Here is a 21456-nt window from a genome sequence, read left to right on the forward strand (position 1 = left end):
GCACAAAATATAGGCAGAAACACACGGGCGGCACACGGCGGAAAATTTCGGGCTAACGCCCCATCCAACTTCAAAAAACAATTTAATCCTGTTATTAAAGACAATTAAAGGCTACCTGAAAGCTTTCAGGTAGCCTTTTCACTATCATCTCATATTACGATAGCTACACTCAGCTCACTGATTGTGCAAATGTCTCGATCCGTGCCGCCAGTTTCTCGGCGCCCAATCCCAAGTCGTCTAGCAGAATGGCCGGATCTCCATGGTCGGTAACGATGTCTTCGATGCCCAATAGCAACGCGGGCAAATGGCAACCTTGTTTGGCCAACACTTCCAACACCGCGCTGCCGGCTCCGCCTTGTACGGCGTTTTCTTCAATACACACCAGCCGCTGGTGGGTGGCGGCCAAATCGGCAATCAATTCTTCATCCAGCGGTTTCACAAAGCGCATATCGACCACAGTTAAATCCAGCCGTTCGGCTGCCTGCAACGCAGGCTGCACCATACTGCCGAAAGCCAACACGGCAGTTCCCCTGCCCTGCCGCCGCACCACACCTTTGCCTACCGGCACGGTATCCAAGCCGCTGTCGATTGCCGTGCTGCCGCTGGCGCCGCGCGGATAGCGTACGGCAGTGGGGCAATCCAACGCGTAGCAAGTGGAAAGCAACAAGCGGCATTCTTCGCCGCTGCTGGGGGCAGCCAGCACCATATTCGGGATGCAGCGCAGGAAGCTCAAATCGTAGGCACCGGCATGAGTAGGGCCGTCGGCACCAACGATACCGGCGCGGTCGATGGCGAACAATACCGGCAGGTTTTGCAATGCCACGTCGTGCACCAGCTGGTCGTAAGCTCGTTGCAGGAAGGTGGAGTAAATTGCCACCACGGGCTTGATGCCGCCACAGGCTAGGCCGGCCGCAAAGGTAACGGCGTGCTGCTCGGCAATACCGACATCGAAATAGCGTTCGGGAAAGCGTCGCTCAAATTCCACCAATCCGCTGCCTTCACGCATGGCGGGGGTGATGGCGGCCAATTTGCCATCTGCGGCAGCTTGGTCACATACCCACTGGCCGAAGATCTGGGTGTAGCTCAACGGAGCAGCGCCTCCGCTCACCGGGCCTTGGTCGGGATTAAATTTGCCCACGGCGTGAAAACCAACCGGATCGTTCTCAGCCAGCTTGTAGCCCTGCCCTTTTTGCGTGAGCACATGCAAAAGCTGCGGGCCTTTGCGCTGTTTCATTTCTTTGAGCACAGCCACCAGCTGCCGCACGTCGTGGCCGTCCACCGGGCCGGTGTAGGTAAAGCCGAAGTTGTCAAACAGGGAATCGGGACGGATGCGCGAGCCGTCGAGCACGCTTTTCAGCCGCTGCTCCACTTTCTGCGCGATGTGCAACGCGCCGGGCAGTTTGTCGAGCACTTTTTCAGATTTATGCTTGATGCTGCGCAGCGTATCGCGCCAGTCTTTGCCCTGGCTGCCGGCAAGATATTTGGGAAAAGCGCCCACGTTGGGAGAAATCGACATTTCGTTGTCGTTAAGAATAACCAGCAGATCGGTATCCATGTCGCCGGCATTATTCAGCGCTTCAAACGCTTGGCCGGCCGTCATAGCTCCATCACCGATCACGGCCACGCTGCGATTGGGGCTACCTGAAAGCTTATCGGCCACCGCCATGCCTAATGCCGCACCGATGGAAGTGGAGGAGTGGCCAACGCCGAAATCGTCATATTCCGATTCGCTACGTTTGGGGAAACCGGCCAGGCCGCCGTATTGGCGCATGGTGTGCATACGGTTGCGGCGGCCGGTGAGCACTTTGTGCGGATAGCTTTGGTGGCCTACGTCCCAAATCAAGTGATCATTAGGCGTGTCATACACATAATGCAATGCCACAGCCAGCTCCACCGCACCTAGATTACTGGCGAAATGGCCACCGGTTTTGCTGATGCTGTCGAGCAGAAAAGTACGCAGTTCGGCGGCCAGCTGCGGCAGCTGATCTTCGCGCAAACGGCGCAAATCCTGCGGATATTCGATGGTATCGAGAAGCGGCGTGGTAGTCATGGTGGGTCGATTCCCTGTTGGTCGGGATAAATAAAATCGGATTATATAGCCATTCTGCCCGGTACGGCAGGCAAATTGGCATCAGCACGCCAATCCTTGCTATGATGACGCTTTCCTATCCGGCACACTGCCATGACCGACACTGCCCAAATCATCACCAGCTACGGCCGCCGCTTTATCGTGCGCACTGCCGATGGCCATACCTTCGAAGCCACCACCCGCAAAAAGCGGGTAGACTTCGCCTGCGGCGACCAAGTACACATCACGCCGCTGAATGCCGAGCAGGCAGTGATTGAAGATTTCCTGCCGCGCCGCAGCCTGCTCTATCGGCAAGATGCCTGGAAAACCAAGCTGATTGCCGCCAATGTGAGCCAGCTGCTGATCGTGCTGGCTGCCGTACCTACGCCCAGCGAGCTGCTATTACAACGCGCCCTGTTGGCGGCAGAAGCGACCGATATCGGCGCAGTAATTGTGTTGAATAAAACCGATTTGCCGGAAACGGAACAATGGCGCAGCAAACTGGCGTTTTACGAAGGCCTGGGCTACCCTGTGCTGCCTGTTAGCGCCATGCAAGATGCCGACGCCCTGCTGCCAGTGTTGAATGGGCACACCAGCATCCTGTTGGGCCAAAGCGGCATGGGCAAATCTACTCTGATTAACGCCCTGTTCGGCCAAAGCATTGCCCGCACCAATGAAATCTCCAGCGCCCTCGATTCCGGCAAACACACCACCACCCACGCCCAGCTCTACGACCTAAACGAAACCGCCCGCATCATCGACTCCCCCGGCCTGCAGGAGTTCGGCCTGCACCATCTTCAGGTATCCTCCCTGCCCCACTACTTCCCCGATATGCGCGCCTTCATCGGCCAATGCCGGTTCCACAACTGCAGCCACCGACAAGAGCCCGGCTGCGCCATCAAAACTGCTGTCGAAGCCGGCCATATCCGTGCAGACCGCTTGCAGCTTCTGCAACAGCTGACTGATGAACTATCCATGAAGAAATGGTAGCCCTCTAAGGCCGCTTACCGACACGACTGTATTTACATAGCCCTGCATATCTTTACCCTCCTGAACCTTGCGCAATCAGGATAGATAATTTACCATTTTCACAAAAGCAATCTATCAGATAACATTAATGATTTATCTGTTTGCACTAAAAAATAACAGCTTTAAAGAGAGTAATTATGCCAAAAAAGACCACCAACTATGTTGTAACCATTGCTGATGCCATCAACAGCAACCAAAACCGTCAAGTTGTGTTACAGCTGCCGCGCGAGGAAGTGCGCTATCTGAACCAGGCCGAATTCAAAAAATTCGTGGCCGACAAATGTCAAGTGAGCGCATTTAAAATTCACTCTATCGAGCGTTTTTACAAATAAGCTCTTGCTGAAAGGCCTCAGCTATTCAGTCATATAGCAAAACCGCTCCGGCATGATACTGGAGCGGTTTTTATATGAGGTGGCGAGCCGGAGCCCCGGCACTGCTGAATTCAGGGTGGGCTGCTTGCTTCCGCACCTGACCCCTTGCCCCAAACCTGCATGCGGGGAGACCCGCCATAAGAAGTGCGGATTATACGGAGCTGCAAGAGTTTTGCCAAGACGGCATCATGTTCAGGCAGCCTCAACAGGCACAACTGATGGTTGCAAACTCAGCTACTACAGTGTTTCAGGTAGCCTGCTATTGCCTGCTAGCGCAAATATAAAACTCTCACACACAAAAGGCTACCTGAAAGCCTAATCCAGCTTTCAGGTAGCCTTGTTATATAAACCAACAGCCCAATTACTGTCGGAAACCTTCCAACACCTTAACACGGAATATCGGAAACTCATCCAGCTCGTCCAACACGAACAGCTGGGCATCATGTTCTTTTTCAAACCCTTTTTCAAATTTTTCCAATAATGTGGTGCGGGCGTTGCTAACATCGTATTTTTTGGTAATTTTCAAGCGTGCTGCCCATTGGCGGCGTGCCGGATCTTCAATAATCATCATCAGGCAGTGCAACTCAAAGTCACCTTTGTCGTCGTTCCCGGAAAATTTGTCTGAAAAATTGCGCAACATACTACCTTCTCTCCCTTTACATTAAAAAATGTATAAAAAATCTAATTTGATTATAAATATATAAAAATTTTAATTTGATTATACGTTTTGCCCGCAGGCGATGCTATTGCCTGCGGGCAGATACTTTTGATTTAAATCAAACAAATGGCGAATTAGGTATGTTGTAAACAATTTCTCCAACAATAAATACAACAGACTGAACTATAAGAACAAATCCATCATTCAACCCACACGATAAAACGCCAGGCTGCCCATTAAGTTTGGCAGACAGGATACACGCCGGCCGCCGGTCATCACCGCGCGCTCCAGTACGCGGATGCGGTTTTTCGCGCACAGGCGGTCGAAATCGCTGAGGGTACACCAATGAATATTCGGCGTATCGTACCAGTCATAGGGCATACGCTCGCTCACCGGCATATGCCCGCCGAAGGCTACCTGAAAACGGTTGCGCCAATAGCCGAAATTGGGGAAGGTAACAATCGCCTCTTTAGCCACGCGGGTGAGGTCGCGCAGGATGGTTTCCACGTTTTGCATGGCCTGGATGGTTTGGCTGAGCACAATCACATCGAAGCTGCCGTCGCCGAAAGCCTGCAAACCCTGCTCCAAATCAGCTTGAATCACGTTTACACCGCGGGCGATGGCGGCTATCACGCTATTGGTGTCGATTTCCACGCCGTAGCCCTTGCAGTTTTTGTGTTGCACTAGGGCGTGCAGCAGCTCGCCGTCGCCGCAGCCTAAATCCAGCACACGGCTGCCGGCGGGAATCCAGTCGTAAATCAGTTGCAGGTCGTCACGCAGATTCATGCGCCAACTCCTTGTGGATATTGTCGATATAGGCGCGAACAGCCTTTAAATATGGTTCGTCCTCCATCAGGAAGGCATCGTGGCCGTGGGAAGATTCGATTTCGATGTATTGCACGTCTTTTTCCGCGCTAATCAGGGCTTTCACCAATTCGTGCGAACGTTCCGGCGCAAAACGCCAGTCGCTGCTGAAGCTGGCCACAAAGAATTTGGCCTGCACGCCCAAGAGCGCGGTGTGCAGGCTGTGGCCGAAATCGGCAGCAGGATCAAAATAATCCAGCGCCTTGGTCATGAGCAGATAGGTGTTGGCATCGAAGCGGTCGGCAAATTTATCGCCTTGGTAGCGCAGATAGCTTTCCACTTCAAATTCAATTCCATAGCCGTATTGCAGCTCGCCGCTCCTCATTTGACGGCCGAACTTTTTGCCCAGCCCGTCTTCGGCCAGATAAGTGATGTGCCCCATCATGCGGGCAATCTTCAGGCCGCGCCGGGGCACGGCTTGGCGGCTGGCATAGTGGCCTTCATGGAAGTCAGGGTCGGTGAGGATAGCTTGGCGAGCCACGTCGTTAAACGCGATGTTTTGAGTGGACAATTTGGGCGCAGAAGCAATCACTAGCGCGTGGCGGACGCGTTCGGGGAAGTCGATTGTCCATTGTAAGGCCTGCATGCCGCCGAGGCTGCCACCCATCACCGCCGCCCATTGTTTGATGCCGAAATGATCGGCCAGCATGGCCTGTGAGCGCACCCAATCTTTTACGGTAACCACCGGAAAATCCGAGCCGTAGGGCTTGCCGGTGACGGGGTTGGTGCTCAACGGGCCGCTGCTGCCGGCGCAGCCGCCCAGGTTGTTGAGCCCGACCACGAAAAAGCGGTTGGTATCCACCGGTTTATTGGGGCCGACCATGTTGTCCCACCAGCCGGGGTGTTTGTCGTCCGGATGGTGTCGGCCGGCCACGTGGTGAGTGCCGGAAAGGGCGTGGCAAATCAGGATAGCGTTGGATTTATCGGCGTTGAGTGTGCCGTAGGTTTCGGTAATCAAATCAAAACGCGGCAGCGTGTCGCCGTTTTGCAGGGCAAAGGGCTGTTCGAATGCAATCGTTTGCGGGGTAACGATGCCCACGGAAGCGGGTGGGTTCATAGATAGAAATTGATGTGATTAATTTATGCGGATTATAGCGGATGAGGCGGGGAAATTCATGGTGGGCAATAAGGAAAGGCTACCTGAAACTGCTTTTGGGCTGCTCTGCTGATTTTTCAGGTAGCCTCTTGCTCCAAACCAAACAGGCTACCTGAACACATTTCAGGTAGCCTGTTGCATCATTCAACTCAAGCTATAGCAGGCTACATTTAAACCGATATCGCATTGGCTCGCCTGGCAGTACGCGCGCACTGCCTGCGGCTCGCCGCCTTATCCCGATTTAAATTTCATCCGCCATATTACTTCGCCACCACTTGGTTCAGCTCGCCTTTGGCATAACGGGTAGCCATTTTTTCCAGCGAAATCGGTTTGATCTTGCTGGCCATGCCTTCGCAGCCGAAGGCCTGATAGCGGGCCAGGCAGATGCCTTTCATGGCTTCGATGGTTTTGGCCAGGTATTTGCGCGGGTCGAATTCGGCGGGGTTTTCGGCTAAGAATTTGCGGATTGCCCCTGTGCTGGCCAGGCGCAGGTCGGTGTCGATGTTCACTTTGCGCACGCCGTGTTTGATGCCTTCCACGATTTCTTCCACCGGCACGCCGTAGGTTTCGCCGATGCCGCCGCCATGTTCGTTGATTACTTTCAGCCATTCCTGCGGTACCGAGCTGGAGCCGTGCATCACGATATGCGTGTTCGGCAAGGCGGCGTGGATTTCTTTGATTCGGTCGATGCGCAGCACGTCGCCTGTGGGCGGACGGGTGAATTTGTAGGCGCCGTGGCTGGTGCCCACGGCAATCGCCAGCGCATCCACACCGGTGTCGTTTACGAAGCGCACGGCATCTTCCACGCTGGTGAGCATTTGGTCGTGGCTCAATTTGCCCACTGCGCCCACGCCGTCTTCTTCGCCCGCTTCGCCGGTTTCCAAATTGCCCAATACGCCGATTTCGCCTTCAACCGACACACCGCAGGCATGGGAGAAGTTCACCACAGTGCGGGTAACGTCCACATTGTATTCGTAGGAAGACGGGGTTTTGCCGTCGGCCAGGAGCGAACCGTCCATCATCACGGAGGAGAAGCCAAGCTGGATAGAGCGCTGACACACATCGGGCGAGGCGCCGTGGTCTTGGTGCATCACCACGGGAATATGCGGAAACTCTTCCACTGCCGCCAAAATCAGGTGGCGCAAGAAGGGGGCGCCGGCATATTTTCGCGCGCCGGCGGAAGCCTGCACGATAACGGGCGCGTTCACTTGGTCGGCCGCTTCCATGATGGCGCGCATCTGCTCCAAGTTGTTCACATTAAAAGCGGGCAGGCCGTAGCCGTGTTCGGCGGCGTGGTCTAAAAGCTGGCGCATGGATACCAGAGCCATAGCAATCTCCTGAATGATAATTGGTTGTGAAAATCTACTAGATTATAGCAGCAAACCGCCCCGATGGCGGGAGTGTGAGTTCCTCCAATTCAAATTGGGCATGGCAGCAGGCCGCAGCGGCAGGCATTGCAAGGCGGGCAAAGCAGTAGAATACTCATTTGCAGCAGCTATATATAGTGGATTAACAAAAATCAGGACAAGGCGGCGAGCCGCAGACAGTACACACGTTACGGCAAGGCGAGCCAACGCTGTACTGGTTTAAATTTAATTCACTATAATTCGGTTCTTTATTTTTCAGGTAGCCTCATGCCGCCCTCCCAGCCCGTTTGGCTGTTCGACCTAGACGATACCCTGCACCGCGCCGATGCGGGCATTTTCCGCCTCATCAACCGCCGCATGACCGAATTCATGGCACTCAAACTGAGCCTGAGCCTGCCCGAAGCCTCCGATTTGCGCGAACACTATTGGCGGCACTACGGCGCCACGCTCGGCGGTTTGCAGCAGAACCATCCGCAGGTTTGCCCCGCCGAATTCCTGCGCCAAAGCCACCATCTGCCCGAACTCATCGCCGCCTTGCAGCCGATGCCACACATCGATACCGCGCTCGCCGCCCTACCCGGCCGCAAAGCCGTGTTTTCCAACGGCCCCGCATTTTATGTGCGCGCCCTGATCGAAGCCATGCGGCTGGGCAGCCATTTTGAAGCCCTATTCGGCGTGGACGACCTTGCCCTGCACTACAAGCCGCAGCCGCAAGCCTTCCATCTGGTGTGCGCCGCACTGGCTGTGCCGCCGCAGCAATGCGTGCTGGTGGACGACAGCCCGGCCAATCTGCAAGCGGCCAAAGCTTTGGGCATGCGCACGGTGTGGTTCGGCAGCCGTGCTCAACCGCAGCCCTGTGCCGACCATATCGTCCGCGATATGCGCGAGCTGCAGGCTCTGGCTGGAGAAATCAGGTAAAATCTGGCTCTTACATTCCAATACTGGATTTCAGGTAGCCTGCGTAGTCCGGCCGAAGCTCACGCTTTCAGGTAGCCTCTTGGCCATAATCGAATAACAAGGAAGAACGCCCTATGCAACACACCGATTCTGCCGACACCCAACACGAATACTTCGTCGACCGCCCCGGCTTCCCCGCCAAAACCATCGTGGCCACGCTCTTTATCGGCGCCTTCTTCGGCTACTTGAACGATACCCTGCTCAACGTGGCGCTCACGCCCATCATGCGCGATTTCCACATCGACAAAACCACTGCCCAATGGCTCACCACCGGCTTTCTCCTGGTGATGGGCGCATTCACGCCGATTACCGCCGGCGTTATCCAATGGTTTGAAACCCGCAAAATGGTGCTCATCACCCAAGCCACCTTCCTCGCCGGTTCGTTGATTTGTGCTCTGGCGCCCAACTTCGGCGTGCTGCTGGTCGGGCGCATGGTGCAGGCTGTATCCGCCGCCTTCTTCGTGCCGCTGCTGTTTAACGGCATCCTCAATATCTTCCCGCCCAACCGGCGCGGCACGACTATGGGCGTGATTACCATGATGTTTACCGCCGCCCCCGCACTCGGCCCCACCCTCTCCGGCATCATCATCGACCACACCCACTGGCGCGTACTCTTCGCCGCCACCGCGCCGTTTATGCTCGTGGCCATGTTTCTCGTGGGCAAATATCTCAGCGTCAACCTCAGCCCCATCACCCGCCCCAAAATCGACATCCCCTCCGCCCTGCTCTCCATCGGCGGCTTCGGCGGCTTGGTATATGCCTGCAGCAACTTCGCCAGCCTGCCCCTGGCCGAATTCGTGCTGCTGTTGGCCGGCTCGGTGGTGCTCATCGGCTGGTTTGTGCGCCGCCAGTTCCACATCGCCACGCCGCTTCTAAACCTGCGTGCCCTGCAATACCGACAATTCAGCCTCTGCCTCGCCATCCTCGCCTGCGCCGGCTTCCTCTTCCTCGGCCTCGAACTGATGATCCCCATCTACACCCAGCAAGTGCTGCTGCTCTCCGGCACCGCCACCGGCCTCATCCTCATGCCAGCCAGCATTGCCCAGGCCTTGGCCGCCCCGCTGTTTGGCAAACTGCTGGATAAAAAAGGCGGCCGCTTCGTGGTGCTGCCCGCCACCATTATGCTCACCGCCGCCCTGGCCGTATTGTGGGGCTACCTGAAAATCGACACCCAAACCACCGCCCTCTCCGCCATGTTCGCCCTGATGGCCGTGTCCGTATCCGCCTGCATCACCGGCGAAACCCACGGCCTCAACGCCCTGCCCAAACACCTCAACCCGCACGGCGCCGCCATCATCACCACCATCAACCCCATCGCCGGCGCCATCGGCGCAGCCTTCTTTGTGGGCACCACCAACATCGGCGAGCGCCTCTCCAGCGGCAGCAGCCCGCAGCAAGCCATGCTCAACGGCATCCACCTGAGCATGAGCTTCGCTCTCGCCGTCGGTATTCTCACCATCGTCTGTGCCTACCGGCTCAAGCCGCACAGCAAAAGCAGCGATTAACATCCATGGTCAACAAAGCAAAAGGCTACCTGAAAACTCACAAAGTTCGTTTCAGGTAGCCTTTTGCTTATTACATCATCACTCCGCCGCACATCCTTCGCCACGGCACGGCGGGCACGACTGCCGCTCGTGGTAGCTGGCTGCCAAAGCCAGCATAGCGGTTTCCACAGCCGCCGCATCTGCCTGCGCGGGGATTTGTGCCACAAAATAATTCACCGAACGGCTGCCCGGCAGATAAGCCACCAACTCCTGCCCGCCGTTGCTGTAGCCGGTAAACCCAGTAGCACCAATGCGCCTGCACCCCGCACCAACACCACCAAACTGGCACGCCAATTAATACGGGCTTGCTGCTCCACCCGTTCTGCCGCATAAGCCACCCCCGCCATGGCAAACACGGCGGCAAAATCTCGCACGGCAGGGAAAAAAGGAATAACTGAAGGGATAAATGCCTGCATCGCAGCAGCCAAAATATACGACAGTATCGTCCAAGCCAACACCAGCCCAAACCACCAACCGGCCCGCTGCCGAAACAAAGCCCAAGCCGCCCCAAACCAAACAAATGCCCGCCTCGGCGATAACGAGCTGGCCACAGCCAAATATTGCCCGCCCACCGTGTACACCGTTTCTTCAGCTATGCTCAACGGCGGCGCATAGCGCTTGTCTTTCCTCTCATGCATATCCTTATTCCCTTTATCTTGATGCCAATTTAAATTCGCGCGAATTGTAGTATAAAAAGCCGCCTGAAAACATAAGATTCACCTGAATGAAAATCCATTTTCCCTTTTTCAGGTAGCCTTACAGCCAGCCCCCGGCTGTTCGCGTTATAATTGGCAGCAAAAGCAACACCCGTCTCACAACAGAAAAAGGATAAAGCCATGCGCCCCGCCGTTCTACTGCTCGCCCTCCTCGCCCTTTCCGCCTGCACTTGGGAAACCTACCAAGACCAACAAGGCAAAACCGGCCTGCGCCAGCGTTATGCCCCGGGCACGCCCGTGGTATACCAAGACGGCACTTTCGCCCGCGACCAACGCTACAACGAATACCGCCCCGTGCCCGTGCCTGTTACCCGCGAACAACACCAGCACAGCGTGCCGCGCACCACTTGGAGCGGTGACAGCGTGCCCGAAGCGCCAAGCAGCCATTAATCTCGGCAGTTTGAATCCTCTTTTTTTCAGGTAGCCCCAAGCAGGCTACCTGAAAACCATCATTTCAACGAAATCGTTTCCAGAAAGCCCGCCCATGCACCAGCCCCTCCATATCGTCATCCTCGCCGCCGGCAAAGGCACCCGCATGTATTCCGCCCTGCCCAAAGTGCTGCAACGCATCGGCGGCCAAACCATGCTCGAGCGTGTTATCAACACCGCGCAAAGCCTCAACCCGCAAAGCATCAACGTAGTCATCGGCCACGGCAAAGAGCAGGTGCGCGAGCAAGTGCAGCGCGAAGGCATCCGTTGGGTGGAGCAAACCGAACAGCTCGGCACCGGCCACGCCGTGCAAACCGCCCTACCGCACCTCGGCAACACCGGCCACACCCTCGTGCTCTACGGCGACGTGCCGCTGATTAACCGTGCCACCTTGGAAGATTTGCTACAGGCCGCCGGCAGCGAAATCGGCCTGCTCACCGACATCCCGCCCAACCCCTTCGGGCTGGGCCGCATCATCCGCGAGGCCAACGGCCAAGTGGCTGCCATTGTGGAAGAAAAAGACGCTACGCCCGAGCAAAAAGCCATCCGCGAAACCAACACCGGCATTTTCGTTTTGCCCAACGCACACCTTGCCCGCTGGCTAGGCAGCCTCTCCAGCAACAATGCCCAAGGCGAATACTACCTCACCGACGTTATCGCCCTTGCCTGCGCCGACGGCGTAGCCGTGCATCCCGTTCAGGTAGCCTCCTCCTTCCTTGCTGCCGGCGTAAACAACAAAGTCCAGCTCGCCGAGCTCGAACGCATCTTCCAGCGTGAACAGGCGCACAACCTGCTCCAAGCCGGCCTCACCCTGCGCGACCCGGCCCGCTTCGACCTGCGCGGCAGCCTTCGGCACGGCCAAGATGTGGTGATTGATGTGAACGTGGTACTGGAAGGCGACAACCAATTCGGCAACAACGTATCCATCGGCGCCAACTGCGTGATTAAAAACGCGGTAATCGGCGACAACACGGTTATCGAACCCTTCTCGCACCTTGAAAACTGCCGCATTGGCAGCAGCGCCCGCATCGGCCCCTTCGCCCGCCTACGCCCCAATGCCGATTTGGCCGACGAAGTGCACATCGGCAACTTCGTGGAAGTGAAAAACAGCATCATCGGCCGCGGCAGCAAAGCCAACCACCTCACCTACCTCGGCGACGCGCAAATCGGCAGCCGCAGCAACATCGGCGCCGGCACCATCACCTGCAACTACGACGGCGTACACAAACACCAAACCGTTATCGGCGACGAAGTGCGCATCGGCTCCGGCAACATGCTGGTCGCCCCGCTTACCATCGGCCACCGCGCCACCACTGGCGCCGGCAGCACGCTCACCCGCAACTGCCCCGAAGGTGAACTCACCCTCACCCGCGCCCGCCAAACCACTATCCCGGGCTGGATACGACCGGGAAAAGAGAAAAAATAAGCCGAAGCATAAAGCTTCGGCGACATCAGGCTACCTGAAAAATTTGGTCCACATAATCAAACCATTTTGAATTTTCAGGTAGCCTTCCCGTATCCGAATCAGGCTACCTGAAATCTGTTTGGTCATGGTTCAGCAAAACCGGAACTGATTTCACTTATCTCGCAGCCCTACCCTTATCTATTTCATGCCCCGCAAAAAAACCAGCCCCGCCATCTGAAACGGCGGGGCTGTGTTGTGATTCCGGCTTACATATGCTGCGTGAAGGTGCGGGTAATCACATCACGCTGCTGCTCGGGCGTGAGGGAGTTGAAGCGCACGGCATAGCCGGATACGCGGATGGTGAGCTGCGGGTATTTATCGGGGTTGGCAGCTGCGTCTTCCAGCATTTCGCGGCTCATCACGTTCACGTTCAGGTGCTGACCACCTTCCACTTTCGGACGCATGTAGCTGTCTACGGCCACTTCTTGGTAGCTCACATCGCCCAAATCGCTCAGGGCAACGATTTGGTCGGCAGCAAAATGCTCGTCCTTGCTGCACAGGCAGCGTGCCTGCTGGGTTTCGTCGTCCAACAGCCAGAAAGAGTGCACCAAGGCGGGGTGTTGGGCGGATTGGGTAATTTGAATACCTTTAATCATAATGATTCATCTCCAAGAGTTGTGTTGTAAAGCTATGGTTTTAAAATAATTCCGCATTGCCGGGCAATACGGTGCAAAAACGGTTAAACGCAGCAGCGGCCGAAGCGCAGTTTTTGGTTGAGCAGGGCGTGGTAACACAGCTGTTTCACCACCAGCACGGAAGTATTGTCTTCCAAGGCCACCAGGGCATGGGTTTCATGCGGCTCGAGCCGCGCCAGGGTCATCGGCTGCAAATCAATCTGCCCCTGCTCGGTTTTCAGGCACACCGAGCCGGAGAGCACGGTGATGGTGATGATGGCTTCGGCGGAGTAGGGCGGCACTTCGTTGCCTTTTTGCAGGTTGAGTTGCACGATTTGCTGGTCGGCATCCTCCGCAATCACGCCGCCTACAGGTTGGTATGGGTCTAGTTGATAGCCTCGCATGGTATTTCTCCTGAGAATCCGGATGCCGCCAAGGCCGGGAGATGCTGCGATAGGCCGTTGGAATGCGGCAAATGTTCGATTTTAAATCAATCTCAGCAGAAAATGCATCAGCAGCCAAGCTGGAGCGGATCAGGGCAAAATTAATGATGTGAACAGTACTCCCAAGCTGCTGCTCTATTCTGCTATCTACCGCTATTTTACAGATTTTACTGATCTTTCTCAATTTTTAGTTGACCTCAAATTAGCATAGCTGGCTGCATTTGATTAAAAAAACCACATAAAATAAAAGGCTACCTAAAAATCAGGCTATTTTGTTTTCAGGTAGCCTATAAACTTCAGCATGTAAACTTAGCTCCACACACTAACATGTCTCTTTTTAAACTCATGCAAAAGGGCTACCTGAAATTTCAGGTAGCCTCTTCAATACTTGCCAAGCGTTATTTGAGCAGTTGACGCTTGGCGTCGGCCGTTTGATTGTCCAGCCACGCGGCAACGACTTGACCGCTGTAGAATTCCTGTTTCCAAATCGGCACTTCGGCTTTCACCGTATCTATAATATAACGGCAGCCGGCGAAGGCCATGTCGCGGTGGCCGGCGGTTACGCCCACCCACACCGCCATATCGCCCACTTCCAACCGACCGTAACGGTGCACGCACACGGCTGCTTCTAGGCCGAAGCGGCGTTTAGCCTCCTCAATCACGGCCTGCCCTTGCCGGCGCGCCAGTTCTTCATATACGCTGTATACCAAATAATCTACGCGCTGCCCGTCGTTTTGGCGGCGCACCCAGCCTTCAAAACTGAGGAAGGCGCCGCATTGCTCGTTGTTTAAAAGCTGTTGGCGCAAGGCTTGGCTGTCTATCGCTTGTTCGGTCAAATCAAACATTTCAGCCTCCTGCCACCGGTGGGATAAAGGCCACAATATCATTGGCAGCAATCGGCTGCGACCAATCGGCAAACGCATGGTTTACCGCCGCGCGCACGCGCTCCTGCGGCAGAGTGAAGCGGTATTGCTGCGAGAGTTGTTCGTATAAGGCCGCTGCAGTGCAGCCCTCGGCGACGTGGATTTTTTCTTGCTCTTTGCCCGCCTGTTCGCGCAGGGCGGCGAAATACAGCACGGTGATTTCAACGGTTGAACTCATGCTTGCCTCCGGATTTGTGTATTAGGTGGATGTCTTGGATTTGGATGTCGTGGCTCAGGGCTTTGGTCATGTCGTACACCGTGAGCGCGGCCACGGATACGGCGGTAAGCGCTTCCATTTCCACGCCGGTTTTATGGCTCACGGCCACTTCGGCTCGGATATTCAGGCCGTGTGTGGCATCATCGTATTCCAGCTCCAGCTTGCAGCGCTCCAGCATCATCGGATGGCACAGCGGAATCAGGCCGGCGGTATTTTTCGCCGCCATGATGCCAGCCAACCGCGCCACTTCGGTAATCGCACCTTTGGCGGTTTGCCCGTTGGCCGCCTGGATTTGGGCATACACTTCCGGCGGGAATACCACCCGCCCGGCAGCCACGGCCACACGGCGGGTGACGGCTTTGTCGCCCACGTCCACCATGCTGCTGCGGCTATGTTGATCTAAATGAGTCAGCAAAATTTTATCCTTGAAGGGGAAATAAACTATTGGAGGCTACCTGAAAACTATACCACCGGTTTTCAGGTAGCCTTTCTATATTACTTTTGGCTTGATGCGGATAATGAGGCTACCTGAAAATGTGCATTTCAACCCGCTAACAGCCGCTCCGCCTGCTCCACAGCCCGCTCAAACTCCGGCTGCGTGTTGAAGTTACACAGCGGCAGCCATTCATCCGGCAGCGGCGCAACAGCAAACGGCACGGTTTGCAGCCAGGCGGTTACGCGGCGCTGTCCACTTTCCACGTATTGGCGCAGCGGGGCGGCCAGGGCGGCAGACCAATGTGCCAGCAGCGGATAATCCCGCCCGCCCCCGCTCAATGCGGCCACGCCCTGTTGCCAGGCCGCGCTGTTTCGCGCCTGTTGCAAACAGCTTGCCACTTGCCCGGGCAGCAGCAGGGTATCGCAGGAGAGCACATAAATGCCGGCATGGCCTTGTTCGGCCGCCAGCTCGAGTGCGGGCAGAATGGCGGACAAGGCGCCCTGCCGTTCGGGCAGGGCATCAGGCAAGTATAGCGCGGGGGGGAGATTGGGGAAACGCTGTCCGGCCGAAGCAATCCACAGCGGCCGGTTTGCCGCCGCGGCCAGGCGCTCAATCAGCGGCACGCCGCGAAACGGCAACAGCGGCTTGGGGCGACCCATCCGCCTGCTGAATCCGCCGCATAAAATCAACAGCGGCTCGGTAGCAATCTCCATGAGGCCGGGTTTACTCACTTGCCCCAAGCGTTGAACACGCGGGTGAAACCGCAGCTGTTGATGCGCGGGTCGAGCTGCGGGGCGATGACTTTTTCCCAAGCGGTACGGCAAGCACCGGTAGAACCCGGCAGGCAGAAGATGAGCGTGCGATTAGCGATACCAGCCACGGCACGCGACTGGATGGTGGACATGCCGATTTCCTGCAAAGACACGGCGCGGAACACTTCGCCGAAGCCGGGAATGGTTTTGTCGAACAGGATTTCCACCGCATCGGGGGTGATGTCGCGCTCGAACATGCCGGTGCCGCCTGTAATCAGCACGATATCAGTTTGCGGCTCGGCAATGGCGGCGGAAACGATGGCGCGGATGTCGTAGCGCTCGTCGCGGCACCAATCACGCGCGTGCAACACGTGGCCGGCGGCCTGCAGGGCTTCGGCCAAATAGTTGCCGCTGCCGTCTTCGGCGGGGCTGCGGGTGTCGGTTACGGTGAGCAGGTGGATACGGAAGGGACGGAATTCGGGTGCGGAGTGGTGCATTTAGCCTCCGGTCATGGAAAGGTTGGTAATGAGGCCGACTTTTTTATCGTGCAGATAGTGGTGTTCGGGTTTTTCGGCGATGGTTTGATGCAGGTAACGGCGCAGGCCCTCGGCATCGCCCTCACGCAGATAGGGGCGCAGGTCATAGGCGATGCCGCCGAACAAGCACAGGTGCATTTTGCCTTGGGCAGTCACGCGCAGGCGGTTGCAGCTTTTGCAGAAATCTTCGCTATAGGGAGCGATAAAGCCGATGCTGCCGGAGAAATCGCGGTGAAAATATTCGCGCGCAGGGCCTGCGTGCGGCTGGCGCGGCAACAGCTGCCAACCTTGCGCCTGTAAGCCGCGTTCGATTTCGGCGGCAGAGAGGTGCTGGCTGTTGAAGAAGCTGCCATTGTCGCCGGTTTGCATCAATTCAATGAAGCGCAAGGTTACCGGGCGCTCGCGTACGAAATCGAGCGCATCGGCCAGCGTGCGCTCGGCATAGCGGCGCAGCAACAGGGTGTTGACTTTAACGTTGCAGAAGCCTTCGGCCAGGATGTTGTCGAGTGCACGCAGGATGTTGGTGCATTCGCGTTTGCCGGTAATCTCGAAGAATACGTCCGGGTCGAAGCTGTCGATACTGATGTTGATTTTGTCCAGCCCGGCAGCACGATAAGCGGGGAAGAGCTGCGCCAGGCGGAAGGCATTGGTGGTGAGCGCCACGTTTTCAATCAAGGGGTTGGCCTTGCACACGGCAATGATGTCGACCAGATCGCGGCGCAGGGTGGGCTCGCCGCCAGTGAGGCGGATTTTGCGCGTGCCGGCCGCAGCGAACACGCCTACCAAGGTTTCGATTTCGGGCAGGGTAAGTTCGTCGGGCTTGGCTTTGCCTTGGTAGCCGTCGGGCAGGCAGTAGGTGCAGCGGTAGTTGCACAGGTCGGTTACCGAGAGGCGCAGGTAGCTGAGGCGGCGTTGGTAGGGGTCGGTGAGGGGGCGGGTGTCGGTCATGGTGGGGGCTTTGGTGTGCGGTGTGGTTGTTTTGGGTTTTAAGTTCGTTAAAACCACGTTTTCAGGCAGCCTTTTTGGTTTTCAGACGGCTTTTTTGGCTTTCAGGTAGCCTTGGCTGTCTTTGCGTTTGGCAACCGAGTGCATAGGTGGAGCCATGCACCATACGGTTTGCTATGGAGGCAAAAAACGGGTTAGGTTTTCAGCCGGTATCAACTTAGGCTCTTTTTCGCCCGACAAACCGCACCACGCTGCTCATGCCGTTGTGGAACAAACCCTCGTGCAATTCTGTCAGCGTCTCTTCCAGCAGCAGGATTTCGCAATCGGCAAAATCGCGGCGGATTTCGTCTGCAGAAGCCATCATGTCGGGGCTTTTCGGGCCGCCGAGCGCGGGGTTTTGCTGCGCCAGCGCGAAATGGTTTTTGCTGAATGCTTCAAAAATAATTGTGCCGCCAGGTTTGAGCAGGCGCAGCAGTTCGCGGTACAGCGCGGTTTTCTGCTCTGCCGCAAAGTGGGCGAATACCAAAGCCAGCGCGTCAAACGAGGCAGCCTGAAAATCCATTTCGTCCAGCGTACCGACCAGATAGCGCAAGGATACGCCGCACTCTGCTGCCAGAGCTTCGGCTTTGCGCCTGCCCTCGCGGCTCAAATCAAACGCGGTTACGTCCCAGCCGCGCGTTGCCGCATACACGCCGTTGCGCCCTTCTCCATCGGCGGGCAGCAGGATTTTGCCTGCGGGCAGTTTGTCCAACTGTGTTCGGAAAAAGGCGTTGGGCGTTTTGCCGTAAGCATAGTCAGTGGCTTGGTAACGGCTGTTCCAAAAGGCTTGGCATTCGGTTTGGCTCATGTGCGGTCTCCTTGCAGGATTGGACGGGCGGGGGTTCAGGCTACCTGAAAATCGTATTGTACCGTTTCCCGAGCCTTATAAAAACGCGCCATCAAAGGGCTGCACGGTTACGGTTTGGCCTGCTTCGAGCGAACCGCTTTCGGCGGGGAGGACGATGTAGGCATTGGCGCGGCTCACCTGATAGATACGGTGCGAATCCTGGCTGCCGCAGGGGGTGGCCAACCAAGTGCCGTCGTCCTGTCGGCTGATGATACCACGCTGAATATCGGTGCGGCTGTGGTTTTTCTTCACCGGCTCGGCCAGTTTGGCCGTAAAGCGCACGGGCTGAGGGATTTCGGCTGCGCCACACAGCTGCCACAGGGCGGATTTGAGGAAAATATCAAAGCCCACAAAACCGGACACCGGGTTGCCCGGCAGGCCGAAACACCAAGTAGTCATGATTTGGCCGAACACGAAGGGTTTGCCCGGCTTGAGGGCGACCTTGTAGTGATGAATGCTGCCCACGCGCTCCACGGCTTCGCGCATGAAGTCGTAATCACCCACGGATACGCCGCCGGTGGTAATCAGCACATCTGCCTGATTAATAACTTTGTTCAGCATCTTCAGCACATCTTCCAGCCGGTCGGCCACTTGGCCAAAGTCGATCACTTCCACCGGCAGGGGCGCGAGTCGCGCCATCAACATATAGCGGTTACTGTCGTAGATGCGGTCGGTACGGTTGTCGGCTGTGCCCGGTTCGAGCAGTTCGTCGCCGCTGGAGAGTACGGCCACACGCAATTTGCGGCGCACTTCGATTTGGGCATAGCCCAGGGCGGCCAGCAGCATGATATCGGCCTGACGCAGAATCCGCCCTGCCTGCAACACAGTATCGCCCGCCGCAATTTCTTCGCCACGGCGGCGGATATTGCCGCCCTCGGCCGCGTCTTTTTCCAAACGGATCACGCCGTCTTGCAATTGCACGTTTTCTTGAATAACCACGCTGGAGCAAGCTGCCGGCACCACTGCACCGGTCATGATGCGCACGCAACCATCGGCAGGCAGGCTACCTGAAAACGGCTGCCCGGCCACCGATTCGCCCACTACTTTCCATTCACTGCCCGCCGCCGCGGCCACGGGCAGGGCGTAGCCATCCATGGCGGAAATATCTGCGGGCGGAATATTCACCGCCGCCGCCACATCCTGCGCTAGCACACGCCCCACTGCCGACACCAGCGGCACGGTTTCCGTATCCAGCGGTTTTTGCACGGCGGCGATTTTGGCGTGAATCAGCGCTTGCAGTTCGTGAACGGGGGTAAGGGCCATGGATAGATTCCTTATTATCAAAAATATAAAGAGATGAGTGTGTGCTGCTCCTCCTGCCAGTTGGCGAACTGCAACCAATATGGGTGGTAGCAAAACAAACCAATGCAGGCAGAAGCTGATGCTTTAGCTATTAAGTGATTAAAAGGCTACCTGAAAGCCTGTTTTGCATTTTCAGGTAGCCTGCCGTTTTAGCACTTGGCTTCGGCGTTCTTACGGGCGTAGTACCACCAGTTCAACCCGGCACAGATAATGTAGAACAGGATAAAGCCGATCAAGGCTCCGTTCACACTGCCCCAAAGAGAGAGCGCAGTACCAAAGCTTTTCGGGATCAGGAAACCACCATAGCCGGCAAATGCGGCGGTGAACCCGATAACGGCGGCGGCTTCGCGGTTGGCATTTTGTACGCATTGTTCTTGGGTGATTTGGCCGGCATCGGCAAATTTCTGATGGAAACCCAAGAAAATCAGCGGTACTTGTACGAAAGTGGAAGCATTGCCGATACCGCTGAGTGCAAACAGCACCATAAAGCAGGCAAAGAAGGCAGGGAAATTGCCATGGCCGTTCGTCGGCAAGAACATCAATACGCCGAGCACGCCGATAATCATGCCCACGAACACCACCTGCGTGGTGCGTGCGCCGCCACCGAGTTTTTTACACACCCAACCGCCGGCAGAACGGGTGAGCGCGCCTACCAAGGGGCCGAGGAAGGCAAATTTGGCGGGATTAACCTCCGGAAACAGCAGCTTGATCAAGAATGGGAAACCGGCAGAGAATCCGAGGAAAGAGCCGAACGTACCCAAATAAAGGATACACATAATCCAGTTGTGCTTGCGTGAGAAAATCACAGATTGCTCTTTGAAGCTGGATTTGGCGCTGGCCAAGTCGTTCATGCCAAACCAAGCCGCCAAAGTGGCCAAGATAATGAACGGCACCCACACAAAACCGGCATTTTGCAGCCAGATTTGCACGGTTTCGTTGTTTTTCATCATGGTTTGCGGTTCGCCGCCTAACGCGCCGAACAGGCCGGCGGTAATGGCCAGCGGCACGATGAACTGCACGGCAGATACGCCGAGATTACCCAAACCGGCATTCAGACCAAGTGCACTGCCTTTTTCTGCTTTGGGGAAGAAGAAGCTGATGTTGGCCATACTGGAAGAGAAGTTACCACCACCGAAACCGCACAACAGGGCAAGAATCACCATGGTGCTGTAGCTGGTATTCGGGTCTTGCACGGCAAAGCCGATGCCGATAGCGGGCAACAGCAGGCTGGCGGTGGTAATCGCAGTCCATTTGCGGCCGCCGAAAATCGGTACCATAAAGGAATAGAACACGCGCAAGGTAGAGCCAGATAAGGCGGGCAATGCAGCCAGCCAGAACAGTTGGTCTTTACTGAAATTGAAGCCAACATTGGGCAGATTAAGGATGGTTACGCTCCATACCTGCCACATAACAAACGCTAAAAACAGCGCAGGGATAGAAATCCACAAATTGCGCCGCGCAATTTTACGGCCGGTGCTTTGCCAGAATTCGGGATCTTCCGGCCGCCAGTCTTGAATTAAGTGAGACATATCATTTTCCTAATATGGTAAGTGTTCAGCTTTTGCGAGCACGTTTTTAACGTGGAGGCTACCTGAAAAACCACTGCGCAGTTTTCAGGTAGCCTTTAAGCGGATTACTGATCGCGTTTGGCTTTGAAAGAGAAGTGCATCCAAATCAGCGATACACACACCGTGCCGTAGAGCAGCATGAAGGTGGTGGAGCGAATACCGGTGAGGTCGAGCAACATACCGAACATAATCGGCAGAAGGAAGCCGCCCAAACCACCAGCCAGGCCAACGATGCCGGATACCGTACCGATGTCGTTCGGGTAGTCGTCG

The 21456-nt window shown here is 56.3% G+C and carries 24 protein-coding genes, 1 other RNA gene and 1 pseudogene; 6 read left to right on the plus strand and 20 right to left on the minus strand.

Translation table 11 applies throughout. From position 1 onward, the window contains the following. Positions 1-169: 169 nt before the first annotated feature. On the minus strand, positions 170-2050 hold the full coding sequence (gene dxs, locus ACO6EE_RS07365; protein ID WP_485960304.1) for a 1-deoxy-D-xylulose-5-phosphate synthase: 1881 nt from the start codon (positions 2048-2050) through the stop codon (positions 170-172). Positions 2051-2182: 132 nt separating this feature from the next. Here dxs and rsgA point away from each other — a divergent pair, with 132 nt between their 5' ends. Further along, positions 2183-3058, plus strand: a complete 876-nt coding sequence (rsgA, locus tag ACO6EE_RS07370; RefSeq protein WP_485960306.1) for a ribosome small subunit-dependent GTPase A — start codon at positions 2183-2185, stop codon at positions 3056-3058. Positions 3059-3234: 176 nt separating this feature from the next. Continuing rightward, positions 3235-3429: a hypothetical protein gene (locus ACO6EE_RS07375; RefSeq protein ID WP_023887177.1), complete on the plus strand. Its 195-nt coding sequence runs from the start codon at positions 3235-3237 to the stop codon at positions 3427-3429. A gap of 78 nt (positions 3430-3507) precedes the next feature. Here the strand turns inward: ACO6EE_RS07375 and ffs are convergent. The 5 genes from ffs to fba all read right to left on the minus strand — a co-directional run bounded on the left by ffs (position 3508) and on the right by fba (position 7414). After that, positions 3508-3605: signal recognition particle sRNA small type (gene ffs, locus ACO6EE_RS07380), an RNA gene on the minus strand. 224 nt (positions 3606-3829) lie between these two features. After that, positions 3830-4108 (minus strand): hypothetical protein, encoded by a 279-nt coding sequence (locus ACO6EE_RS07385; RefSeq protein ID WP_003824246.1) that lies wholly within the window; start codon positions 4106-4108, stop codon positions 3830-3832. A 222-nt stretch (positions 4109-4330) separates the two neighbouring features. Continuing rightward, positions 4331-4912 (minus strand): methionine biosynthesis protein MetW, encoded by a 582-nt coding sequence (gene metW, locus ACO6EE_RS07390; RefSeq protein ID WP_485960308.1) that lies wholly within the window; start codon positions 4910-4912, stop codon positions 4331-4333. Continuing rightward, positions 4899-6047 carry a homoserine O-succinyltransferase MetX gene (metX, locus tag ACO6EE_RS07395; RefSeq protein ID WP_485960310.1) on the minus strand — a complete coding sequence of 383 codons (1149 nt, stop codon included), beginning with the start codon at positions 6045-6047 and terminating at the stop codon, positions 4899-4901. Before metX ends, metW begins: the two co-directional genes overlap by 14 nt. A 299-nt stretch (positions 6048-6346) precedes the next feature. Then, positions 6347-7414, minus strand: a complete 1068-nt coding sequence (fba, locus tag ACO6EE_RS07400) for a class II fructose-bisphosphate aldolase (protein WP_003824241.1) — start codon at positions 7412-7414, stop codon at positions 6347-6349. A 306-nt stretch (positions 7415-7720) separates the two neighbouring features. Here fba and ACO6EE_RS07405 point away from each other — a divergent pair, with 306 nt between their 5' ends. Beyond that, complete coding sequence (locus ACO6EE_RS07405) at positions 7721-8371, plus strand: pyrimidine 5'-nucleotidase (RefSeq protein ID WP_485960312.1); 651 nt, start codon at positions 7721-7723, stop codon at positions 8369-8371. Positions 8372-8484: 113 nt separating this feature from the next. Continuing rightward, entirely contained in the window at positions 8485-9915 is a 1431-nt protein-coding gene (locus ACO6EE_RS07410; protein ID WP_485960313.1) for an MFS transporter, read from the plus strand. Between the two features lie 78 nt (positions 9916-9993). On the opposite strand, the gene ACO6EE_RS07415 is transcribed toward ACO6EE_RS07410, so the two are convergent. Beyond that, positions 9994-10158 carry a hypothetical protein gene (locus ACO6EE_RS07415; RefSeq protein ID WP_485960315.1) on the minus strand — a complete coding sequence of 55 codons (165 nt, stop codon included), beginning with the start codon at positions 10156-10158 and terminating at the stop codon, positions 9994-9996. Further along, positions 10128-10592 (minus strand): DUF2189 domain-containing protein, encoded by a 465-nt coding sequence (locus ACO6EE_RS07420; RefSeq protein ID WP_485960317.1) that lies wholly within the window; start codon positions 10590-10592, stop codon positions 10128-10130. The genes ACO6EE_RS07415 and ACO6EE_RS07420 overlap by 31 nt, the downstream gene beginning before the upstream one ends. 198 nt (positions 10593-10790) lie before the next feature. On the opposite strand from ACO6EE_RS07420, the gene ACO6EE_RS07425 reads away from it, so the two are divergent. Together ACO6EE_RS07425 and glmU are read left to right on the plus strand one after the other, a co-directional pair. Beyond that, positions 10791-11060, plus strand: coding sequence for a hypothetical protein (locus ACO6EE_RS07425; protein WP_485960319.1), 270 nt, complete (start codon positions 10791-10793; stop codon positions 11058-11060). Between the two features lie 94 nt (positions 11061-11154). Continuing rightward, positions 11155-12525, plus strand: a complete 1371-nt coding sequence (gene glmU, locus ACO6EE_RS07430) for a bifunctional UDP-N-acetylglucosamine diphosphorylase/glucosamine-1-phosphate N-acetyltransferase GlmU (protein WP_485960321.1) — start codon at positions 11155-11157, stop codon at positions 12523-12525. A 245-nt stretch (positions 12526-12770) separates the two neighbouring features. Here the strand turns inward: glmU and grcA are convergent, their stop codons facing one another. The 12 genes and pseudogenes from grcA to ACO6EE_RS07490 all read right to left on the minus strand — a co-directional run. Next, positions 12771-13160 carry an autonomous glycyl radical cofactor GrcA gene (gene grcA, locus ACO6EE_RS07435; protein WP_049257642.1) on the minus strand — a complete coding sequence of 130 codons (390 nt, stop codon included), beginning with the start codon at positions 13158-13160 and terminating at the stop codon, positions 12771-12773. A gap of 83 nt (positions 13161-13243) precedes the next feature. Next, on the minus strand, positions 13244-13582 hold the full coding sequence (locus tag ACO6EE_RS07440) for a cupin domain-containing protein (RefSeq protein ID WP_485960323.1): 339 nt from the start codon (positions 13580-13582) through the stop codon (positions 13244-13246). 437 nt (positions 13583-14019) lie between these two features. After that, positions 14020-14466: a molybdenum cofactor biosynthesis protein MoaE gene (locus tag ACO6EE_RS07445; RefSeq protein WP_023887187.1), complete on the minus strand. Its 447-nt coding sequence runs from the start codon at positions 14464-14466 to the stop codon at positions 14020-14022. Position 14467: 1 nt separating this feature from the next. Continuing rightward, on the minus strand, positions 14468-14722 hold the full coding sequence (moaD, locus tag ACO6EE_RS07450; protein ID WP_064083996.1) for a molybdopterin converting factor subunit 1: 255 nt from the start codon (positions 14720-14722) through the stop codon (positions 14468-14470). Then, entirely contained in the window at positions 14706-15179 is a 474-nt protein-coding gene (moaC, locus tag ACO6EE_RS07455) for a cyclic pyranopterin monophosphate synthase MoaC (protein ID WP_485960333.1), read from the minus strand. The genes moaD and moaC overlap by 17 nt, the downstream gene beginning before the upstream one ends. Before the next feature lie 125 nt (positions 15180-15304). Next, positions 15305-15910: a molybdenum cofactor guanylyltransferase gene (gene mobA / locus ACO6EE_RS07460; protein ID WP_485960324.1), complete on the minus strand. Its 606-nt coding sequence runs from the start codon at positions 15908-15910 to the stop codon at positions 15305-15307. A 14-nt stretch (positions 15911-15924) separates the two neighbouring features. Beyond that, complete coding sequence (gene moaB, locus ACO6EE_RS07465; RefSeq protein ID WP_485960326.1) at positions 15925-16446, minus strand: molybdenum cofactor biosynthesis protein B; 522 nt, start codon at positions 16444-16446, stop codon at positions 15925-15927. After that, positions 16447-17433 (minus strand): GTP 3',8-cyclase MoaA, encoded by a 987-nt coding sequence (gene moaA, locus ACO6EE_RS07470; RefSeq protein ID WP_485960327.1) that lies wholly within the window; start codon positions 17431-17433, stop codon positions 16447-16449. A gap of 214 nt (positions 17434-17647) precedes the next feature. After that, positions 17648-18277, minus strand: coding sequence for a class I SAM-dependent methyltransferase (locus tag ACO6EE_RS07475; RefSeq protein WP_485960328.1), 630 nt, complete (start codon positions 18275-18277; stop codon positions 17648-17650). Between the two features lie 75 nt (positions 18278-18352). After that, positions 18353-19579, minus strand: coding sequence for a molybdopterin molybdotransferase MoeA (gene moeA, locus ACO6EE_RS07480; RefSeq protein ID WP_485960330.1), 1227 nt, complete (start codon positions 19577-19579; stop codon positions 18353-18355). A 188-nt stretch (positions 19580-19767) separates the two neighbouring features. Then, positions 19768-21147, minus strand: a complete 1380-nt coding sequence (locus tag ACO6EE_RS07485) for a NarK family nitrate/nitrite MFS transporter (RefSeq protein WP_485960331.1) — start codon at positions 21145-21147, stop codon at positions 19768-19770. A gap of 104 nt (positions 21148-21251) precedes the next feature. Then, positions 21252-21456: pseudogene (locus tag ACO6EE_RS07490) on the minus strand (MFS transporter); the annotation flags it as partial.

This window comes from Eikenella sp. (assembly GCF_057315495.1).

Bases quoted from the DNA above. Each gene is read 5' to 3' on its own strand.
- ACO6EE_RS07425 (WP_485960319.1), top strand. From the start codon at position 10,791: ATGCGCCCCGCCGTTCTACTGCTCGCCCTCCTCGCCCTTTCCGCCTGC.
- ACO6EE_RS07440 (WP_485960323.1), bottom strand. From the start codon at position 13,582: ATGCGAGGCTATCAACTAGACCCATACCAACCTGTAGGCGGCGTGATT.
- ACO6EE_RS07375 (WP_023887177.1), top strand. From the start codon at position 3,235: ATGCCAAAAAAGACCACCAACTATGTTGTAACCATTGCTGATGCCATC.
- rsgA (WP_485960306.1), top strand. From the start codon at position 2,183: ATGACCGACACTGCCCAAATCATCACCAGCTACGGCCGCCGCTTTATC.
- fba (WP_003824241.1), bottom strand. From the start codon at position 7,414: ATGGCTCTGGTATCCATGCGCCAGCTTTTAGACCACGCCGCCGAACAC.
- ACO6EE_RS07475 (WP_485960328.1), bottom strand. From the start codon at position 18,277: ATGAGCCAAACCGAATGCCAAGCCTTTTGGAACAGCCGTTACCAAGCC.
- dxs (WP_485960304.1), bottom strand. From the start codon at position 2,050: ATGACTACCACGCCGCTTCTCGATACCATCGAATATCCGCAGGATTTG.
- ACO6EE_RS07445 (WP_023887187.1), bottom strand. From the start codon at position 14,466: ATGTTTGATTTGACCGAACAAGCGATAGACAGCCAAGCCTTGCGCCAA.
- ACO6EE_RS07420 (WP_485960317.1), bottom strand. From the start codon at position 10,592: ATGCATGAGAGGAAAGACAAGCGCTATGCGCCGCCGTTGAGCATAGCT.
- moaA (WP_485960327.1), bottom strand. From the start codon at position 17,433: ATGACCGACACCCGCCCCCTCACCGACCCCTACCAACGCCGCCTCAGC.
- glmU (WP_485960321.1), top strand. From the start codon at position 11,155: ATGCACCAGCCCCTCCATATCGTCATCCTCGCCGCCGGCAAAGGCACC.
- moaB (WP_485960326.1), bottom strand. From the start codon at position 16,446: ATGCACCACTCCGCACCCGAATTCCGTCCCTTCCGTATCCACCTGCTC.
- moeA (WP_485960330.1), bottom strand. From the start codon at position 19,579: ATGGCCCTTACCCCCGTTCACGAACTGCAAGCGCTGATTCACGCCAAA.
- moaD (WP_064083996.1), bottom strand. From the start codon at position 14,722: ATGAGTTCAACCGTTGAAATCACCGTGCTGTATTTCGCCGCCCTGCGC.
- metX (WP_485960310.1), bottom strand. From the start codon at position 6,047: ATGAACCCACCCGCTTCCGTGGGCATCGTTACCCCGCAAACGATTGCA.
- ACO6EE_RS07385 (WP_003824246.1), bottom strand. From the start codon at position 4,108: ATGTTGCGCAATTTTTCAGACAAATTTTCCGGGAACGACGACAAAGGT.
- ACO6EE_RS07405 (WP_485960312.1), top strand. From the start codon at position 7,721: ATGCCGCCCTCCCAGCCCGTTTGGCTGTTCGACCTAGACGATACCCTG.
- ACO6EE_RS07410 (WP_485960313.1), top strand. From the start codon at position 8,485: ATGCAACACACCGATTCTGCCGACACCCAACACGAATACTTCGTCGAC.
- mobA (WP_485960324.1), bottom strand. From the start codon at position 15,910: ATGGAGATTGCTACCGAGCCGCTGTTGATTTTATGCGGCGGATTCAGC.
- ACO6EE_RS07485 (WP_485960331.1), bottom strand. From the start codon at position 21,147: ATGTCTCACTTAATTCAAGACTGGCGGCCGGAAGATCCCGAATTCTGG.
- grcA (WP_049257642.1), bottom strand. From the start codon at position 13,160: ATGATTAAAGGTATTCAAATTACCCAATCCGCCCAACACCCCGCCTTG.
- metW (WP_485960308.1), bottom strand. From the start codon at position 4,912: ATGAATCTGCGTGACGACCTGCAACTGATTTACGACTGGATTCCCGCC.